Genomic DNA, 17,039 nt, shown 5'->3' on the forward strand with positions numbered 1-17,039 from the left:
CTACGTCCGAAAACGGGCACGGCACACCAACGCGGTCTGTGACAACCATGCCTCGCAATCACGGCTTAGAGACCGAGTTCGACTCTCCGGCAGTGGCGTTGCTCCGAAACCGCTAGCCCAGGCTAACTTCCCGTTCGTACAGCGGTGACTGCGATGCGGGCCGCGGTGCCGATTGCACGGTCCACCGCAGGTAAGGAGTGCTCGGATCGTGCGGCGTGAGTGAAAACTGATACGGCAATGGGCGTTTCGTTGGGCAAGCTGATAACAGCTACTTCGCTACGGATCTTGCCGATCGTTCCAGTCTTTCCGGCAACGCTGATCTCACGCTGTGGGAAGCCCGATTTGATGCGGTGAGGCCAGACTTGCTGCGCCAGAACCCCACGCATGTAGCTACACGCGTGGGGTGATGCAATGGTGTCAGTCCAGATGGCGGCCAGGATTGTATTGCTGTCGGCCGCGCTGGTGGCGTTGGTTTGATCAGGGTCATAGATGGACAGCGAGTTCGCAGTGTCGCTGTTGCCGAGGGCACTGATCGCTTCGTCGAGTGTCTGCGCACCCATGTCATGGATAAGTTGCTCATATAGGGCGGCAGCGCCGCCGATCACACGTGTGGACGCCAGTCCGAGTTCGTCAATGATCTCGTCCATCCGAGGCAGACCGACCGCGGCTAGCAGAATATCGGCGGCGGCGTTGTCCGATAAGACGATCATCGACCGTGCCAGGTCGCGCCAACTGACCGTGACCGGATCGATGAATGTGCTGAAGCCAGTTGGTCCTGGAGTGCAATCGGTTGGCCTGATGGTTACTCGTGCACTGGGATCGAGTTCGCCGCGATCGAATGACCGAGCCACCGCGGCCAGCAGCAGCACCTTGTAGATCGATGCTGTGGGGACCGGTTCATCAGCACGGAAGTTGATCGCCGGCTCGACTGTGCTTACCGGGCGCGCCTGCAGCCAGCCCCGGCAACCGGCGTCGGTGAACACGGCCTGGATCTGGCGGCTGACCTCGTTCATCGATTTGCACTCCGCAGTACTCGGTCCAGGATGTCGACTGGTCGTTGGAAGCGATTCACATCTGCTGTTGCTACGCGCACCGTCAGACTAGATTCCTTGCGGATCATCCGGCGCCGTGCGATGCCGGCAAGATTCGGTGATTGTCCGGTAGTAAGGCCGAAACACTGTCCAGACAGCACGGCGCTGATGACATCGCGAAGCGACGGCGCTGCCATGATCGCTGGGTCTAGGCCACGCGCGCGCAATCTGTCGATGAGCTGGTCATGGCTTGGTGGGTTGTGCGCCCGCGGTGGGGTGGCAAAGCATAGGCCGCTCAGCATCTGGATGTGCGGCGCGGCCGCCCGCGCCGCACGGTGCTCACTTGGCAACAAGAACCAACGAGGAATCCGCACTGTTGGGCTGGCTTGAATTTCATCAAGCAGCGCAGGATGTTCGACGACAGCGACATCGAGCTCACGCAATCGCAAACGATCAGCAAGGTCCACGGTACTTCCGGTCGCGGTAAAGATCGGGAGGTGCGGATCCGTCATCGACTCACGCACCGCGGTAACGCATGCGCTCAGCAAGCAGTCATCGATTGCCGTAGTGAAGCCAATACGCAGCTGGCGCGGTGGGCCACTGAGCCGAGCGGCTTCTTCGAGCAATCGGTCGGTGTCCCCGACAACGAGGCGAGCGCGCGAGAGCAGGGACGCTCCATGGTCGGTTAATACGACGCCGGTGGGCTTGCGCTCGAATAGTTGCAGACCCAACGTCTGCTCCAGCCGGCGCACTCCTTGAGAGACCGGGGGCTGGGTCACTCCCAGAGTGTCGGCGGCGCGACCAAAGTGGCACTGCTCGGCGACCGCGACGAAGTAGCGCAAGTGCCTGATCAGATCCACGAATCAATGAACCCTTCCACGCCCATCACGAGGCAAAAATTTCCCTTCTTTAACCGTCTGAAAAGCAGTTATACACGTTTGCTATCACGATATATGGTTTAGCGAAATAGTCGCATGGCCAGGTGCCGTGCTTGGCTACCCCCGTCATGACCAAAGCCTGTGTGATCGGTGGCACGTACAGACGCAAGACGTGGAGGTTGTTAGCCATGGATATATGCGAGATGCCGGATCGGGCGAGACTGTCATGACCTCGGTGGGGCTGAGGTGGTTTACCGGTCCCCGCCGCTTGATCGGTCTGATCTGCAAAGGCCTGATGACCGGTCTGATAGCGGCTACGGCGATGACAATACTGGCGGGCCACCGTGCCACTGGCGAAGTGGACAGCCCGCCACCAAAGCAGGGAAGGTCCCAGCCGGCGCTGATACGCCTCGACGAGACGCTGACTGCCCCTGACTCGGGTCGACTCGCTGCCACATTAGCGCCCCTGTTAGCAAACCCTGAGCTGGGCACGTTAACAGGACAAGTGGCCGACGCGATGACCGGGCAGCTCTTGTGGACGCAGGGCGAGCGGGTACCGATGCAGCCCGCATCGACCACCAAGGTGCTGACCGCAGCCGCTGCACTGCTCACGCTCGATCGCGATGCTCGGCTCACCACGCGTGTCGTTACCCCCGCCCGATCCGGTAAGCCAGGGCAGATCGTGTTGGTTGGTGGAGGTGATCCAGCCCTCTCGGCGGCGCCATCCGATCAGGACAGTTGGATTCGCGACGCAGCGCGCATCGGCGACCTAGCCGAGCAGGTTCGCCGCAGCGGCTTCACCCCGACCTCGATACAGGTCGACACGTCGCAGTTCTCCGGCGCCGAAATGGCTCCGGGCTGGGACCCCGCCGATATCGATGGTGGTGACATCGCCCCTATCGAATCGGTGATGCTCGATGGTGGACGGACCCAACCTGCCACTGCTGACTCACCTCGTTCACACACCCCGGCCCTCGATGCCGGCCGTGCGCTCGCCGACGCACTCGGTCTTGACCCTGCTGATGTAGTCCTTACCGCGACGCCGACCGTGGGACGCGATATCGCTTCGGTGCAATCGCCGCCCTTGATGGAACGGTTACGCACGATGATGAACACGTCCGATGACGTGCTGGCTGAGGCAATAGGCCGTGAGGTCGCCGCCGCGACCCATCACCCACAAAGCTTTGCCGGCACCGTCCAGGCCGTTCTCGACACTGTTCTGAACTTCGGAATCGACCTCAACGACGCGTCTTTGCACGACGCCAGTGGCTTGTCCACCGAGGACCGGCTCACCGCTGACACCCTCGATCAGGTGCTCAACACCGCCGCCAGCTCAAAGCACCAACAACTAAGACCCCTACTCGACTTGCTGCCGGTCGCCGGCCGCAGCGGCACACTCGCGCACCGATTTCTCGATCACGACACCCAGGCAGCTGCTGGATGGTTACGCGCCAAGACTGGAACGCTCACCGGTACCAACGCCCTGGCCGGAATCGTCACTAACGTCGACGGACGTGTGTTGACTTTCGCGTTGATCGCCAATGGAGCCGGCCCCCATGGCCGCGCCGCCCTCGACACTGTCGCCGCCGCACTGCGCAGCTACGACTGTGAAACCCCAACGTCCGCTGACGGCCTTCCCGTCGGTGAGCCGCCGCCGTGATCTATCCGACCATCGAACACCGAGGTGCAATCCAACGTTCAGTCCATCAATCGGCGCTTATATAACTCATCTGCATAGGGAGGATTTGGCGTGGCAGCACTGCCCACCGACCATCGCTTGCGTGATCTGGCGATATGAAGTATCAACCGAGCCCCGATAGCCAAGTTTCGTGGCATGCAGGTCGTTTCGGTCGACGCGAAATGCTGACGGCGATGGCGGCACTAATCCCCCTGGCCGGATGTGCGCACCGCAGTCAGGTCAGTCGTCCGCCAGCCGCGACTACTGCATCACCTAACTCACCGTTATCTCAAAGTTTTGCCGCGCTTGAACGTAAGTACGACGCCCGCCTTGGGGTGTATGCGCTGTCCACCACGACGGCGACCACGATCGCCTACAGGGCCGATGAGCGATTCGCGTTCTGCTCCACCTTCAAGGCCCCGCTGGCTGCAGCTGTGCTGCAGGGTCATCCGGTCGCATATCTGGACACCGTGATCTCCTATCGACAAGATGCCATTCATGCGGCCTCGCCAATCACCGAGCAACACGTGGAAACTGGCATGACGATTGGCCAGCTCTGCGATGCGGCTACCCGATATAGCGACAATACTGCGGCCAATCTGCTGCTGAACGATATCGGCGGGCCCGCTGGATTTACCACCTATCTGCGCAGTCTGGGTGACACAGTCAGCAGGCTGGACCAGGCAGAGCCGGAAATGAATAGGAACCCGCCTGGTGATGAGCGAGACACCACGACTCCTCGAGCTGTCGGCGGGGTCCTCCAAAAGCTGATTCTCGGTGATGCGTTGACGTCTGATAAAAGGGCGATGCTCACCGACTGGATGGTCCGAAACACCACCGGCAACAAACGCATCCGAGCCGGATTTCCCGCCGACTGGAAGATCGCTGACCGCACCGGATCCGGTGACTACGGACGCGCGAACGCCATTGCCGTCGTGTGGTCGCCCGCCGGCGCGCCATCTGTCGTGGCGATCATGTCCGATCGCAATGGCGGATACGAGGCCCAACCCAGCGATGCACTCATCGCCGATGCAGCCGCTGGTGTTGCTTCGGTGCTGGTTTAGCTTGCCCGACCATCACGTCAGGAATACATCAACGTCGCAGAGCCTGACCGGTCTCGCCGCAAACCCGGCGATCGTCACCCCAATTGCCGTCATACGAATAGGAATAGCGAGATGACTGACATGGAGATCGGCCGTCGGGCCTTCTTGGGCTCTGCTGCGGCAGGAGCGGCATCTCTGGCCTTCGCGGGCTGCACACGGACGGTACGAAAACCAATGACATGCCTACCGAAAGTCGACGTGGCCCCCGAGCGGGTGATCCACACCATGGCCGGGCTGCGGCCGTACCGGCCAGGCGGGTTCGTCGTGCGCGCCGAGGCGTTAGGCGATAAACGTTTGGTACACAACTACGGTCACGGTGGCGCGGGAATTACCTTGTCATGGGGCACCTCACGACTAGCCGTGGATCTCAGCTTGCCCGGCCACAGCGGCCCGGTCGCCGTCATCGGAGCAGGAGTCGTGGGCCTTAGCAATGCCCGACTTGTGCAAGAAGCCGGCTTCGATGTCACCGTGTACACCAAGGCGCTGCCGCCGGACACCACCTCCAACGTCGCCGGCGGCCAATGGCAGCCTGCTCACCTTTTCGACGACACGGTCGTCACTGCCGCATGGCGCCAGCAATACCTCGCTGCCGCCGCCTACAGCTGGCGCCGGTTTCAGACTCTCGTGGGAGACGATTACGGCGTTCGCTGGCTACCCACGTATCAAGAAAGCAGCAGCGCCATATCGCAATTGCTTCCCGGCTTCCCGCCCGATAGCCGTATGCTCACCCACGACGACCATCCATTCCCCGTCGACCACGTGGCGTACTTCGAGACGATGTACATCGAAACGGGCCGCTATCTTCGGCAGCTGATCCGCGATATACGAACAGCTGGCGGCAAAATCCACACTCGCGACTTTGCCACCGCTGCTGATCTTACGTCGCTGCCCGAGCGTTTGGTGTTCAATTGCACCGGGCTCGGTGCACGTCAACTATTTGGCGACACCGACCTAACCCCCATACGCGGACAAGTGGCCATCTTGCTGCCGCAGCCCGAAATCCAGTACGCCTACGCCTTCAAGAGATCCGGCTACATGTTCCCACGTCCCGACGGCATCATCTTGGGCGGCACATTCGAAAACGGAGTCTTCGATCCCGCGCCCCAGGCCGGCGACATCACCAAGATCCTCAACGCTCACAAGGGCTTGTTCAACGAGTACCGCTGCACACCACCGCTGCACAGTGCCCCTGTCTGATGAGCCCAGTGCGGGGCAGAACTCGTAGGAAGCTCTCGCCGAGGCGAAAGTGGCGCGGTTGATGATCATTCCCGGTGTGGATGTCGCCGCCGGGATCTCCATCATGGCTGCCGTCGGCAACTTCTCCCAAGGGCCTAGCACCAGATCGCTTGCCGGAGCGGCTGAATAGGTCAGCACCGTTCTCTTGTCAGGCAGTTCAAGCGGTGACTGGACGTATGTCGTTGCCCATCGGCGATTACGCGGGAATAGAAACCTGACCGATGGGATACAGGCGACACGCGGCTGGGTGACTTCGAATTCGGCTCGCCGATGCGATAGCAGTCGCCGATGCAGACTTCGCCATCGGCAGGCCCGGTCATGGTGAAGCTTTCCCCGAAGTGACCGGGCTCAGTGAGTCTTCCAGAAGCGCCGCCGCCCACCAGCTAAAGGCCAAGCCAAGTACAACGATCAGCCCCGGGTGGCAAAGCGACCGATTTGACGAAACTCAGAAGTGTGCATCAAACGCGGCTCGCATCTATACATCACCGCCTGAAACGTCGACACGGGTGGTCCCCTCACCTCGAGAGGCGACGGTGTGTGTATTTTGCACATTGAACTGCAGCAGTTTACGTGGAACCAACCGCTTAGGTCCATCGCATAACTGTGAGCAGCGGAGTCGTTGGGCACCACCAACACAGGCGGTGCCGACAACGCGAGGACCGGTAATTGACCGTCCCGTGCAATTTGCTCGGGTTCGTTAAACAGGAGCGGAGTTGACATGTCTTTTGTGACCACAAACCCCGAGGCGTTGAAGGCAGCAGCTGAGGGAGTTCGAGAAATCAAGGATCGAGCGGTTGCGATCTCTGTTCAGGCGGCCCCGGTGACAAACGCTGTTAAGCCCCCTGCGATCGACGCGGTATCGACGAGAGCGGCGACCTACCTGGTCGACCACGCGAAGAAGTATAAGGACACCATCGCTGAGGCGGCGACGGTTCTTGAGGCGTTTGCGGTCGCCCTGACCACCGGCGCCGAAAAGTATGCGACCACCGAGGCCAACACCGGCAAGGATTTCACCTGACCTCACTGAACGCAATACCAGCACAGCAAACACACGAGCAGCAGCAGTCATTACGACCTAAAAGAAACAACGAACAAAGAGAACTATTCCAACGAACCGCGACCACCAGAGATCAACTCCGGCAACATATATGCCGGCCCGGGTCCTGGCTCGATGCTTGCCGCCTTTCAGACGTGGTAGGGCGTGCATGCGGAGATGTATCCCTAATTGCCTGGTTCAAGCAAGTGTTCGAGGGGCTGCTACAGCAGTGGTCAGGTCTGTCGGTTTTACAGGCGGTTGAGGCAGCCGAGCCGTTTCGGCAGTGGCTGACCGATCTCTCTGAGCAGCTCTCTGAGACACGTAAACAGACCTTGCGCCTCTAGCGAGGCCTATGCCGATGCGCGTCGCGCGATGGCGCCTCCGCAGGAGATCGCCGATAACCGCACTCGGACGCATCACCACAAAGCCGGGTTAGTCCCGCAGATGCGAAGCATCGCAGTCCCTCCGATTGTGCGGTGTCGCAGCGGAGTCGAAGGCGGGGGGAATCCATCCAAGGTTCCCATGAGTCCTGCAGTTTGTTGTCGCCCCAAGCAGGCTTCCTAGACGATCAGATAGAACGAATCCCGATAGGCTTCAAGAAGTCTCAGCCACAACTCACTGATGGTCGGAAAGCACGGCACGGCGTGCCACAACCGATCGATGGGTACCTGGCCGGCGACGGCGATGGTGGCCGCGTGCAGCAGCTCGGTGACACCCGGGCCGACCAATGTGACACCGAGCAGATGGCCCTGATCGACGTCGACCACCATGCGCGCTCGACCCGGGTATCCGTCGGCGAACAGCTTGGCTCCAGTAACGACAGCACCGATTTCCACATCTATGATCTTGATCCGGTGACCCGCCTGCGCGGCCTGCTCAGCCGTCAGTCCTACCGCGGCGGCTTCAGGGTCCGTAAAGAAGGCCTGCGGCACCGCGTGATGATCGGCGGTGGTGGCGTGCACGCCCCACGGTGCGGTATCGAGCTGACGTCCGGCAGCGCGCGCACCGATGGCAGCACCGGCGATCCGGGCTTGGTACTTGCCCTGATGGGTCAGCAACGCTCGATGATTGACGTCGCCGGCCGCATAAAGCCAGCCATGCTGGATGGCCCGCACTCGGCAGGTGTCGTCGACGTCGAGCCAACTGCCCGGGGTCAGTCCTATTGTCTCCAAGCCGATGTCGTCGGTGCGCGGTGACCGGCCGGTAGCGAAAAGCACTTCGTCGACCTCTAATTCGTTGCCGTCGTCCAGCTCGAGGGCCACCTGACCGCCCGGGTCGGGACGGCGCAGTGTCCGAACCGATCTACCCAACCGCACATCCACGCCCGCAGCGGTGAGTCCGCGACCAACGAGTTCCCCCACAAAGGGCTCCATCCGCGGCAGCAAGCGAGATCCCCGAGCCAGCAGGACCACTGACGAGCCTAATCCTTGCCAGGCCGTTGCCATTTCAACGCCCACACCGCCGGCGCCGACAATGGCAAGCCGGTCCGGGACGGCGCTGCTGTCGGTGGCTTTCCGGTTGGTCCAGGGCCGAGCTTCGACGATTCCGGGCAAGTCAGGAAGCGCGGGTCGGCTTCCGGTGCAGACGACAACCGCGTGCCGGGCGGTGAGCACCACCTGCTCACCGCCGGATGTGGCAACCGCGACCCGTCGCGGACCGTCCAATCGCCCGTGACCACGGACCAAGGTCGCGCCGGTTCCCCTTACCCAGTCCGCCTGGCCGGTGTCGTCCCAGTTGCTGACATAGCGGTCACGGCGGCTAAAGACGCTAGCGACGTCGATCGACCCGTTGACCGCCTCGCGCGCCCCGGCGACCCGGCGGGCATCAGCGACGGCAATCATCGGACGCAGCAACGCTTTACTGGGCACACAGGCCCAGTACGAACATTCGCCGCCAACGAGTTCGCGCTCGACGATCGCGACATGCAGTCCCGCCGCCTGGACGCGGTCTGCGGCATTCTGTCCAACCGGCCCGGCGCCGAGTACCACGACGTCGTAGTCGCTATCGGTTGACATCACCATTGGCCATCCCTTTCCGTCCCGCTCTCTGGATCACGCTACGCTCTGCGGTGGGCTGGCCAGCATCAGTTTCTGGACGAAATACTTTGCAGTGTAGTGATTTCGAGATGACACGGTCGCGAGAGTACGCAAAATGCCGGCTGCAATAGCGTGTCGGTGTACCGGCAACGCGCGTTCGCGAAATCCCTAGGCCGTAATCCCCGGTCCTGCGGCAGTACCCACGCTAAGCTACGCCTCGTCGAGTACAGCAAGTTCAGTCACCGCCACCGGCTTGGCCAGCAATCCGCTGAGCTGTGCCCGATAGGTCGCGTAGTGCGTCGAGGCGCGGTGCTCCTCGAGTGCGCTGCGGCTGCGATAGCGCTCGAACAGCACTAAGTCGTCCCCGTCGACGACCTCGTAGAGGTCATAGGTGCGGCACCCGTCTTCGGCGCGCGCTGGTGTGGTCATGCCTTCTAGGAGCGTGCGCAACGTCGCCCTGGATTCGGGCAGTGGCGTGAACCGGGCGATGACCGCGATCGATGATGACATAGCGGGCCTTCCTGCATTGTCTCCGTTGCGAGTGGGCCACGAAGCGAGCAGCCCTTGACCCACTGGTCTTAAGACGTTTTAATACGTCTCGTGAGGTTCGTCAACCTGAGGCCGCTCAGCTCATGAGACCTAAGACTCCGGCAGCAGACGACAAGCAGCTGGACTTGCAAGCGGTGGCGCTGCGAATATCCCGCGGCAGCGTGCCCGCGAGCACCCAGCTAGCCGACGCGCTCAAGGCGGCAATCGTCCAGCAGCGCCTACCCCGCGGCGGGCGGTTGCCCAGCGAGCGGGAGTTGATCGAGCGGTCCGGTTTGAGCCGGGTGACTGTGCGCGCGGCAGTGGGACTTCTCGAGCGCCAAGGATGGCTGGTTCGTCGGCAAGGTCTGGGCACGTTCGTCGCCACCCCGGTCAGACAGGAACTGGGCTCCGGTGTGCGCACGATAACTGAGGTGTTGTCGAGCTCTGGCATTACCCCAGAGGTGGATGTGCTATCCCATCGCGTAGGTGAAGCGCCGCAACGGATCGCCGAAAAACTGGGCCTGGCCACCGTCTTGTGTATTCACCGGCGTTATCGCGACGGAGACCAACCCCTAGCCCTGGTCACGCTCTACCTTCCGCCGGGGCTGGGCGAAGCTGTCGAGCCGCTGGTGTCCAACGCACCAGGTGCGAACGCGATGGAAACCAGCTACGCGATGTGGGAGCAGCGCCTGGGAGTCCACATTGCCCGGGCCACCCATGACATCCATGCCGCCGGCGCATCCCTAGACGTGGCCGCCGCGTTGGATCTGCCGTTGGGATCGCCGGTGTTGGTGCTCGAGCGGATCAGCTACACCGATGACGACAAGCCCCTCGAGGTGGTGGAGTTCCACTATCGCCCCGAGCGGTACCAGTTTTCTGTCACATTGCCCCGAACAATGCCGGCACCGGGCGCCGGAATTATCGAAAGACGAGATTCCACATGAACGTTGACGCGCGCCACGCACCAACGGGCCCCCACGTTGGGCTCATATTGGCGCTGACGACTCATGGTCTGGCAGTGAGCACCTATCCCGATATGGTTCGAGTTTCGCAAACGGCGGAAAAATATGGATTTGATTCCGTCTGGGTGTGCGACCACTTCCTTACGTTAAGTCCGGACGACTACGTGAAGGACGCCGGCATCGCTGCCAACGTCGATAAACGGGATCCTTACTCACGCCCTCGCTCACTGCCCCTCTTGGAGGGCTGGACGGCGCTGACCGCGCTGGCCCGCGACACCACCCGGCTGCGCCTGGGCACCAGCGTGCTGTGCAATTCCTACCGCCATCCTTCGGTGTTAGCCAAGATGGCCGCCACGTTGGACGTGATTTCCGAGGGCCGTCTGGACCTGGGATTGGGCGCCGGCTGGTTTAAGCGCGAATTCGAAGCCTACGGCATTCCGTTCCCCCCGGTACGCGACCGAGTCTCCGCACTTGACGAGTCGCTGCAGGTGATTCGGGCGGTATGGACCGAGCCGCACCCCACCTATGCCGGCCGGTTTTACACGGTGGACGGGGCCGTGTGCGAACCGCCGCCGGTCCAGCGGCCGCATCCCCCGTTGTGGGTCGGCGGAGAAGGCGACCGTGTCCAACGCATCGCCGCCAAGTCCGCTCAGGGCCTCAATGTGCGATGGTGGTCGCCGCAGCAGGTGACCCAACGTCGAGACTTTCTCACCCGAGCATGCGAGTCAGTCGGGCGTGACCCGGACACCCTGCGATTGTCGGTGACAGTCCTGCTGGCACCCACCGATTCGGCCGAGCAGCAGGACCGAATTCGGGCAGAATTCGCCTCTATTCCCCAAACGGGGCTAATCACCGGATCACCCGACAGCTGTGTGGAGCGCATCCGCGAATACCAAGACAGCGGCATCGACCATTTCCTCTTCACGATTCCGCACGTAGCCCAATCCGAATCGCTCGATGTCGTTGGCCGTGACCTCATTCCGCGGATCAAAACACAATGAAACCGTTATGGCACACGACATAGATCGCTATTTGGCGCCCACCGACTATCTCGACGCCAATCATCCACTCGTTCGCGCGACCGCAGCAGCCTTGGTGCGGGGCGCCGCGTCGGATACCGAGCGGATCAGAAGCATCTATTACTACGTTCGGGACCTGCCCTACGACATCCTCACGTCGTTTCGTTACCTCGCCCAGGGCCATCACCACGCCAGCGACGTGATCGAGCACGGTGTCGCTTTTTGCATGGGTAAGGCCAGCTCGTTTGTCGCGCTGTCCCGCGCCGCAGGCGTTCCCGCCCGTATCGCCTTCCAGACGCTGCGCTCCCCGGATAAGGAGTTCCTTTCTCTGGAAGTCAGGGCCCTTTGGGGAGGCAAAACCGGCCGGCCGTTACCCTGGCATTCGCTGGGCGAGGCCTATCTGGGCAAGCGCTGGGTGAAGCTGGACGCCACCATTGACGCACCAACCGCCGCGCGCCTCGGTAAGCCATACCGGCAGCCATTCGACGGGGTCACCGATATCCTGACGGTCGAGGGCCCCATCGTGCGCGAGAACGGCAGCTATGCCGACTACCCCGCCGAAGTGGCGCAGTGGTATGAGCGAGTTGCTCGATCGGTGATAAAGGCGTTGGAGTGTACCGAGATTCGTGCGAATGTAGCCGACGATGACGAACTGTGGGCTGGTCCCCCTCTCGGATTGGTGGCATACACCTCGGTGGTGTGAGCGCATCGCTCAGCGAATTCTCAACAGATTCTTCGGTGCTTCCTGCCTCGGCTCCAAGGATCCGCCAAGGCACCGACGTCACCATGAATCCCATGAGTGAGTTAGTGGGCGAGCCACTGTCCACTGAGCTGGTCGAGCGCTACCTACGCACCCGCGGGCGGCGATACTTCCGCGGCCAGCACGATGGCGAATTCTTCTTTGTCACCAACGCCCATCCCTGGCGGCTGCATGTGCACCTTGGGATCTCCCGCTGGCACAGCGACATGTTCACGATTCGGGTTGTCCCCGCATGCTTCTTTCCCGCCGCTGACGGCGCCCGACTGGCGCAGCTCGCCGATGCTTGGAATCAGCACAACCGCGAAGTCACCGCGATCGTGCACGGATCCTCTGATCCGCAGCGCATCGGTGTTGATGCGCGCAGCTCCCAGCGGATCCGAGCTCGCATCCGGTTCGAGGACTTCGCTTCCTTCCTCGACCGCGCCCTGGTGGCCGCGGTCGATCTCTTCGCTGTGCTGGCGGTCGGCGAGTTACCGTCGACAGCGCAGCCGCCGCTGCGCGACGCCAGCTGATTTTGGCTCAGGCAGCCAGTACCGCATCCAGAGCTGAATAGAATAGGCCGAGGCCGTCGTCGGAGGGGCCGGTCAATGCTTCGATGGCGTGCTCGGGATGCGGCATCAGCCCGACGACCCGGCCATTGACTGAGCTGATGCCGGCGATACCGCGCAGCGAGCCGTTGACGTTTTCGCGGTAGCGGAACACCACCCGGCCCTCGCCGTCTAGCTCGTCGAGCACCTTCTCGGATGCCACGTAGCGTCCTTCGCCGGACTTCAGCGGCACCAGCAGATCAGCGTCGGGCTCGAAACGCGATGTCCACGCCGTCGAGGTCGATGCCACCCGCAGCCACACATCGCGACAGATGAAATGCAAACCCACGTTGCGTGTCAGGGCTCCCGGCAGCAGGCCCGCCTCACAGAGCACCTGAAAACCGTTGCAGATTCCCAATACCGGCATGCCGCGCCGCGCGGCGTTGACAACCTCGGTCATTATCGGGGCAAATCTAGCGATCGCACCGGCCCGCAGGTAGTCGCCATAGGAAAACCCGCCGGGTACCACTACGGCGTCGACACCCTTGAGGTCGGCGTCGGCATGCCACAGGCTAACTGCCTCGGCGCCGACATGGCGCGCTGCGCGTGCGGCATCCACGTCGTCAAGTGTCCCCGGAAAGGTGATGACACCGATCCTCGCAGTCACTGCAGCTCCCGGGTTATCGTCCAGTCCTCGATCACGGTGTTTGCCAACAGCGACTCCGCGATCGAGGCGAGCTCGGAGTCATCAACTGTATCGTCGACCTCCAACTCAAACCTCTTGCCCTGACGGACATCTGAGATGCCGGGATGGCCGAGCCGTCCCAGTGCACCGACAATCGCCTGACCCTGCGGGTCGAGAATTTCCGCTTTAGGCATCACATGCACGACCACCCGGGCCACGGGCGCTCCTCCTCAGATCGGACCAATCGGCGCCAACTCTACCGGCGAACCGTCCGGCCTTACCTGCGCGGGTAGCACCGCGACACCAGCCGCCGCTATGCCACCGGTAACCAGGATCACGGCCAAGATCACCCACATCGCCACCACCCGCGGGCACAATCGTTCACATGCAACTGACGCATTTCGGCCATTCCTGCCTGCTTGCCGAGTTCGACCACACAGCCGTCCTCTTTGATCCCGGTACGTTCTCGCACGGTTTCGAGGGAATCACCGGGCTGTCCGCGATCCTGATTACCCATCAACATCCCGACCACATCGACGTCACGCGGCTGCCGTCGCTGCTCGAGGCCAACCCGGACGCGCTGCTGTATGCAGACCCACAGACCAGCAGGCAGCTGGGTGCGCCGTGCCAGACAGTGCACGTCGGCGACGAGCTGTCGATCGGCGAACTGACCGTCCGGGCCGTCGGCGGACGGCACGCGGTGATCCACCCGGAAATCCCTGTAATAGAAAACATTTCGTATCTGATTGGCGACGACGACCATCCTGCCAGGTTGATGCATCCCGGTGATGCGCTGTTCGTTCCTGACGAGCCGGTGGACGTATTGGCCAATCCGGCGGCAGCCCCGTGGATGAAGATTTCCGAGGCGATCGACTATCTGCGGGCGGTGGCACCGGCTCGCGCAGTGCCCATCCACCAGGGGATCATCACTCCTGATGCGAGGGGCATTTACTACAGCCGGTTCGCCGAGATGACCGGCACCGACTTTCAGGTGTTGCCCGAAGAACGCGCAGTCGCCTTCTAGCCATGGCTAAGTGATGTCATCGGCGGCCCCGCGGCCGGCGGCCCGACCGGAGAAGATGCATCCACCCAGGAAGGTGCCCTCCAAGGCCCGGTAGCCATGCACGCCGCCGCCGCCGAACCCGGCCACCTCGCCGGCCGCGTAAAGCCCGCTAAGCGGGGTGCCGTCGGCCGTTATTGCCCGTGCGTTCAAGTCAGTTTCGATGCCACCCAATGTCTTTCGGGTCAGGATATGCAACTTGACCGCGATCATCGGTCCTGCCTTTGGATCGGCTAGCCGGTGCGGCGCCACCACCCGGGTCCACCGGTCGCCTAGGTAGCCGCGGGCAGCGCGGATCGCGGTAATCTGACCATCTTTGCTGAACCTGTTAGCCACCTCACGGTCGCGCGCGGTCACTTCGGCTTGCACCGTCTCATAATCCAGCGGCACTACATCAGGCACTTTGTTCATGGCGGTCACCAACTCGGGCAATGAGTTTGCGGTGACAAAATCCACACCCCGATCAACGAAGGCTTGTACCGGTCCGGGCGGGCCGGACCGGACCCGGGAACGCAGCACCTCCGCTACGCTCTGCCGGGTCAGGTCAGGGTTCTGCTCCTGGCCGGATAACGCGAATTCCTTCTCAATGATCTTGGCGTTCAACACGAACCAGGTGTAGTCATAGCCAGATTTGGCGATGTATTCCAAGGTGCCGAGAGTGTCGAAACCGGGATACAGCGGGACCGGCAACCGCTTGCCAGCCGCATCCAGCCACAACGACGACGGGCCCGGAATGATCCGGATGCCGTGTCGTGGCCAGATCGAGTCATAGTTGGTGATGCCCTCGGTGTAATGCCACATTCGGTCGGGGTTGATCACCCGAGCGCCAGCTTGCTGCGAAATACCGATCATCCTGCCGTCAACATGGGCCGGTACCCCGCACAGCATCTGCTCGGGGACACGCCCCATCCGCTCCGGCCAGTTTCGACGCACCAGCTCGTGGTTGCCACCGATGCCACCACTGGTCACGATCACCGCTGAAGAGCGAAATTCGAATTGGCCCATCCCTTTTCGTGACGATTCAGCACCGCGCGGCTGGGCCGAAGGCTCGAGTACCGTGCCCCGAACTCCAGTTACCGCACCACCCTCGACGATCAACTCGTCGACCTGGTGACGGTGGGCGAAGCGCACCGTCGAACGGTCCCGCAGCTGACGCGCGAAAATCTCGACCAAAGCGGGCCCGGTACCCCACGTGATGTGGAAGCGCGGTACCGAGTTGCCGTGCCCCTGTGCGTCATAGCCGCCGCGCTCGGCCCAACCCACCAGCGGAAAAATTTTCAGGCCCCGGGCCCGCAGCCAACTGCGCTTTTCTCCGGCCGCGAAATCGACGTAGGCATGTGCCCATTGCCGTGGCCAATAGTCCTCGGGTCGATCGAAGGCCGCCGTCCCCAGCCAATCCTGCAGCGCAAGTTCGTGGCTGTCGCGGATACCCAGGCGGCGTTGCTCGGGACTGTCGACGAAAAACAGGCCGCCGAATGACCAAAATGCCTGGCCGCCCAGATTGGCACTGTTCTCCTGGTCGAGGATGAGCACTCGTAGCCCACGGTCGACCAGTTCGCAGGCGGCTACCAGGCCGGCGAGTCCGGCCCCGACAACAATGGCGTCAGCTGCGAACCCTGCCGACTTGGCTGAAGAATCGCTCATGTCGGTACAGGGTAGTGACCCTCCGATCAGGCGGCGTCGAGCACGGCCTTATCAGGCCGCCATTTGTACACCGTCGCCGTGCACCCGTGCATTGCAGCCAGGTCGACGGCGTCCAGCATCGCTTGTAGCGGCCCAGGCTTGCGCAATTGACGGCCGGCGACAGCGACACGCACGACGCCTCCGCGCCGAGCGATCCGCTCGGCGGACAGCACCACCATCCGACACCACCACGGCTCCGTCAAGAAGCCTTCTCCGATGCCCAGCACGCGAGCCCGGACGGTCTTGTGCCGCACCAGGTCGGTGACCCCGTGAAGATCAGCCAACAACCGAAAACCATTCCGCGGCAACGCCTTGACAACGCCGGGCGACACCACCCAGCCCGGTGCCGCGAATAGCCGAGTGCGTAGCCCGAGGTGCTCGAGTATCCGGTCGGCAGCCATCAGGCGCAGGTTAGCCTCGTGTGCACGCAGCATCGCGAACTCGCCACGCCGTTTCTTGGTGGCCGCGTCGTCGTAACCGTGCAGCACCATAGCGTCGCCGCCAGACCGCCGGGCGGTCAACCACTCGACGGTGCACGGGTCGCGGTCAAGCCGGTAGTCACCGCTGAGCCGGGGAGCAACCAGCAACGACACCGGCACCGAGCGGGCATCCATCTGCGTGCAGAACGCGTCGACGTCGGCCAGGGTGCGCTCCCCGATCCCCGAGACCGACACGATCAGTTTTCCGGACACACCCCGTAGTGTGCCGATCCGACATGTCGGGACGGTGACGTACACGCGGACAGCAGGCGTATATCCGACCCTGTTGCGACGCCGGGTGTCGGTCCAGCGACCAACCAGATCACGGCCAGCCAGCA

The 17,039-nt window shown here is 62.4% G+C and carries 18 protein-coding genes and 1 pseudogene; 10 read left to right on the top strand and 9 right to left on the bottom strand.

Annotation, left to right across the window (positions count from 1 at the left end):
* Window positions 1-122 precede the first annotated feature (122 nt).
* Together B586_RS16920 and B586_RS16925 are read right to left on the bottom strand one after the other, a co-directional pair.
* Window positions 123-1,013 carry a serine hydrolase gene (locus tag B586_RS16920; RefSeq protein WP_054879337.1) on the bottom strand — a complete coding sequence of 297 codons (891 nt, stop codon included), beginning with the start codon at window positions 1,011-1,013 and terminating at the stop codon, window positions 123-125.
* A complete protein-coding gene (locus tag B586_RS16925) occupies window positions 1,010-1,891 on the bottom strand; it encodes a LysR family transcriptional regulator (RefSeq protein ID WP_054879336.1) in 882 nt (293 codons plus the stop codon). Before B586_RS16925 ends, B586_RS16920 begins: the two co-directional genes overlap by 4 nt.
* Window positions 1,892-2,135: 244 nt before the next feature.
* On the opposite strand from B586_RS16925, the gene dacB reads away from it, so the two are divergent.
* The 3 genes from dacB (at window position 2,136) to B586_RS16940 (ending at window position 5,887) form a co-directional block, all read left to right on the top strand.
* A complete protein-coding gene (gene dacB, locus B586_RS16930) occupies window positions 2,136-3,569 on the top strand; it encodes a D-alanyl-D-alanine carboxypeptidase/D-alanyl-D-alanine endopeptidase (RefSeq protein WP_054880847.1) in 1,434 nt (477 codons plus the stop codon).
* A gap of 134 nt (window positions 3,570-3,703) precedes the next feature.
* Window positions 3,704-4,651, top strand: a complete 948-nt coding sequence (gene bla / locus B586_RS16935; RefSeq protein WP_082607672.1) for a class A beta-lactamase — start codon at window positions 3,704-3,706, stop codon at window positions 4,649-4,651.
* A 111-nt stretch (window positions 4,652-4,762) separates the two neighbouring features.
* A complete protein-coding gene (locus B586_RS16940) occupies window positions 4,763-5,887 on the top strand; it encodes an FAD-dependent oxidoreductase (protein WP_156406821.1) in 1,125 nt (374 codons plus the stop codon).
* A 267-nt stretch (window positions 5,888-6,154) separates the two neighbouring features.
* On the opposite strand, the pseudogene B586_RS22625 reads toward B586_RS16940, so the two are convergent.
* Window positions 6,155-6,273 (bottom strand): annotated as a pseudogene (locus tag B586_RS22625) (MOSC domain-containing protein); the annotation flags it as partial.
* A gap of 371 nt (window positions 6,274-6,644) precedes the next feature.
* On the opposite strand from B586_RS22625, the gene B586_RS16945 reads away from it, so the two are divergent.
* Together B586_RS16945 and B586_RS20460 are read left to right on the top strand one after the other, a co-directional pair.
* Window positions 6,645-6,944 (top strand): PE family protein, encoded by a 300-nt coding sequence (locus tag B586_RS16945; protein ID WP_047315178.1) that lies wholly within the window; start codon window positions 6,645-6,647, stop codon window positions 6,942-6,944.
* 111 nt (window positions 6,945-7,055) lie between these two features.
* Complete coding sequence (locus B586_RS20460; RefSeq protein WP_082607758.1) at window positions 7,056-7,124, top strand: hypothetical protein; 69 nt, start codon at window positions 7,056-7,058, stop codon at window positions 7,122-7,124.
* A 398-nt stretch (window positions 7,125-7,522) separates the two neighbouring features.
* On the opposite strand, the gene B586_RS16950 is transcribed toward B586_RS20460, so the two are convergent.
* Both B586_RS16950 and B586_RS16955 read right to left on the bottom strand, forming a co-directional pair.
* Window positions 7,523-8,983, bottom strand: coding sequence for a dihydrolipoyl dehydrogenase family protein (locus B586_RS16950; protein ID WP_054879335.1), 1,461 nt, complete (start codon window positions 8,981-8,983; stop codon window positions 7,523-7,525).
* 225 nt (window positions 8,984-9,208) lie between these two features.
* Window positions 9,209-9,508: a putative quinol monooxygenase gene (locus B586_RS16955; protein ID WP_047315176.1), complete on the bottom strand. Its 300-nt coding sequence runs from the start codon at window positions 9,506-9,508 to the stop codon at window positions 9,209-9,211.
* A gap of 122 nt (window positions 9,509-9,630) precedes the next feature.
* Here B586_RS16955 and B586_RS16960 point away from each other — a divergent pair, with 122 nt between their 5' ends.
* The 4 genes from B586_RS16960 (at window position 9,631) to B586_RS16975 (ending at window position 12,779) form a co-directional block, all read left to right on the top strand.
* Window positions 9,631-10,470, top strand: coding sequence for an Rv0792c family HTH-type transcriptional regulator (locus B586_RS16960; RefSeq protein WP_054879334.1), 840 nt, complete (start codon window positions 9,631-9,633; stop codon window positions 10,468-10,470).
* Window positions 10,467-11,489, top strand: coding sequence for a TIGR03560 family F420-dependent LLM class oxidoreductase (locus tag B586_RS16965; RefSeq protein ID WP_054879333.1), 1,023 nt, complete (start codon window positions 10,467-10,469; stop codon window positions 11,487-11,489). Before B586_RS16960 ends, B586_RS16965 begins: the two co-directional genes overlap by 4 nt.
* A 7-nt stretch (window positions 11,490-11,496) precedes the next feature.
* Window positions 11,497-12,210, top strand: coding sequence for a transglutaminase-like domain-containing protein (locus B586_RS16970; RefSeq protein WP_054879332.1), 714 nt, complete (start codon window positions 11,497-11,499; stop codon window positions 12,208-12,210).
* A 92-nt stretch (window positions 12,211-12,302) separates the two neighbouring features.
* Window positions 12,303-12,779, top strand: coding sequence for a hypothetical protein (locus tag B586_RS16975; protein ID WP_047315253.1), 477 nt, complete (start codon window positions 12,303-12,305; stop codon window positions 12,777-12,779).
* 7 nt (window positions 12,780-12,786) lie between these two features.
* Here B586_RS16975 and purQ read toward each other — a convergent pair whose 3' ends face one another.
* The gene (purQ, locus tag B586_RS16980; RefSeq protein ID WP_054879331.1) at window positions 12,787-13,461 is read right to left on the bottom strand and encodes a phosphoribosylformylglycinamidine synthase subunit PurQ; all 675 of its coding nucleotides are present in this window, start codon (window positions 13,459-13,461) and stop codon (window positions 12,787-12,789) included.
* A complete protein-coding gene (purS, locus tag B586_RS16985) occupies window positions 13,458-13,697 on the bottom strand; it encodes a phosphoribosylformylglycinamidine synthase subunit PurS (RefSeq protein WP_047315171.1) in 240 nt (79 codons plus the stop codon). The genes purQ and purS overlap by 4 nt, the downstream gene beginning before the upstream one ends.
* Before the next feature lie 167 nt (window positions 13,698-13,864).
* On the opposite strand from purS, the gene B586_RS16990 reads away from it, so the two are divergent.
* Window positions 13,865-14,503 carry an MBL fold metallo-hydrolase gene (locus B586_RS16990; RefSeq protein ID WP_047315170.1) on the top strand — a complete coding sequence of 213 codons (639 nt, stop codon included), beginning with the start codon at window positions 13,865-13,867 and terminating at the stop codon, window positions 14,501-14,503.
* A 6-nt stretch (window positions 14,504-14,509) separates the two neighbouring features.
* On the opposite strand, the gene B586_RS16995 is transcribed toward B586_RS16990, so the two are convergent.
* Window positions 14,510-16,183 carry an FAD-binding dehydrogenase gene (locus B586_RS16995; protein ID WP_054879330.1) on the bottom strand — a complete coding sequence of 558 codons (1,674 nt, stop codon included), beginning with the start codon at window positions 16,181-16,183 and terminating at the stop codon, window positions 14,510-14,512.
* 26 nt (window positions 16,184-16,209) lie between these two features.
* Complete coding sequence (locus tag B586_RS17000) at window positions 16,210-16,914, bottom strand: DUF2334 domain-containing protein (protein ID WP_054880845.1); 705 nt, start codon at window positions 16,912-16,914, stop codon at window positions 16,210-16,212.
* Window positions 16,915-17,039 lie beyond the last annotated feature (125 nt).

This window comes from Mycobacterium haemophilum DSM 44634, from assembly GCF_000340435.2.
In the GTDB taxonomy this organism is placed as follows: domain Bacteria; phylum Actinomycetota; class Actinomycetes; order Mycobacteriales; family Mycobacteriaceae; genus Mycobacterium; species Mycobacterium haemophilum.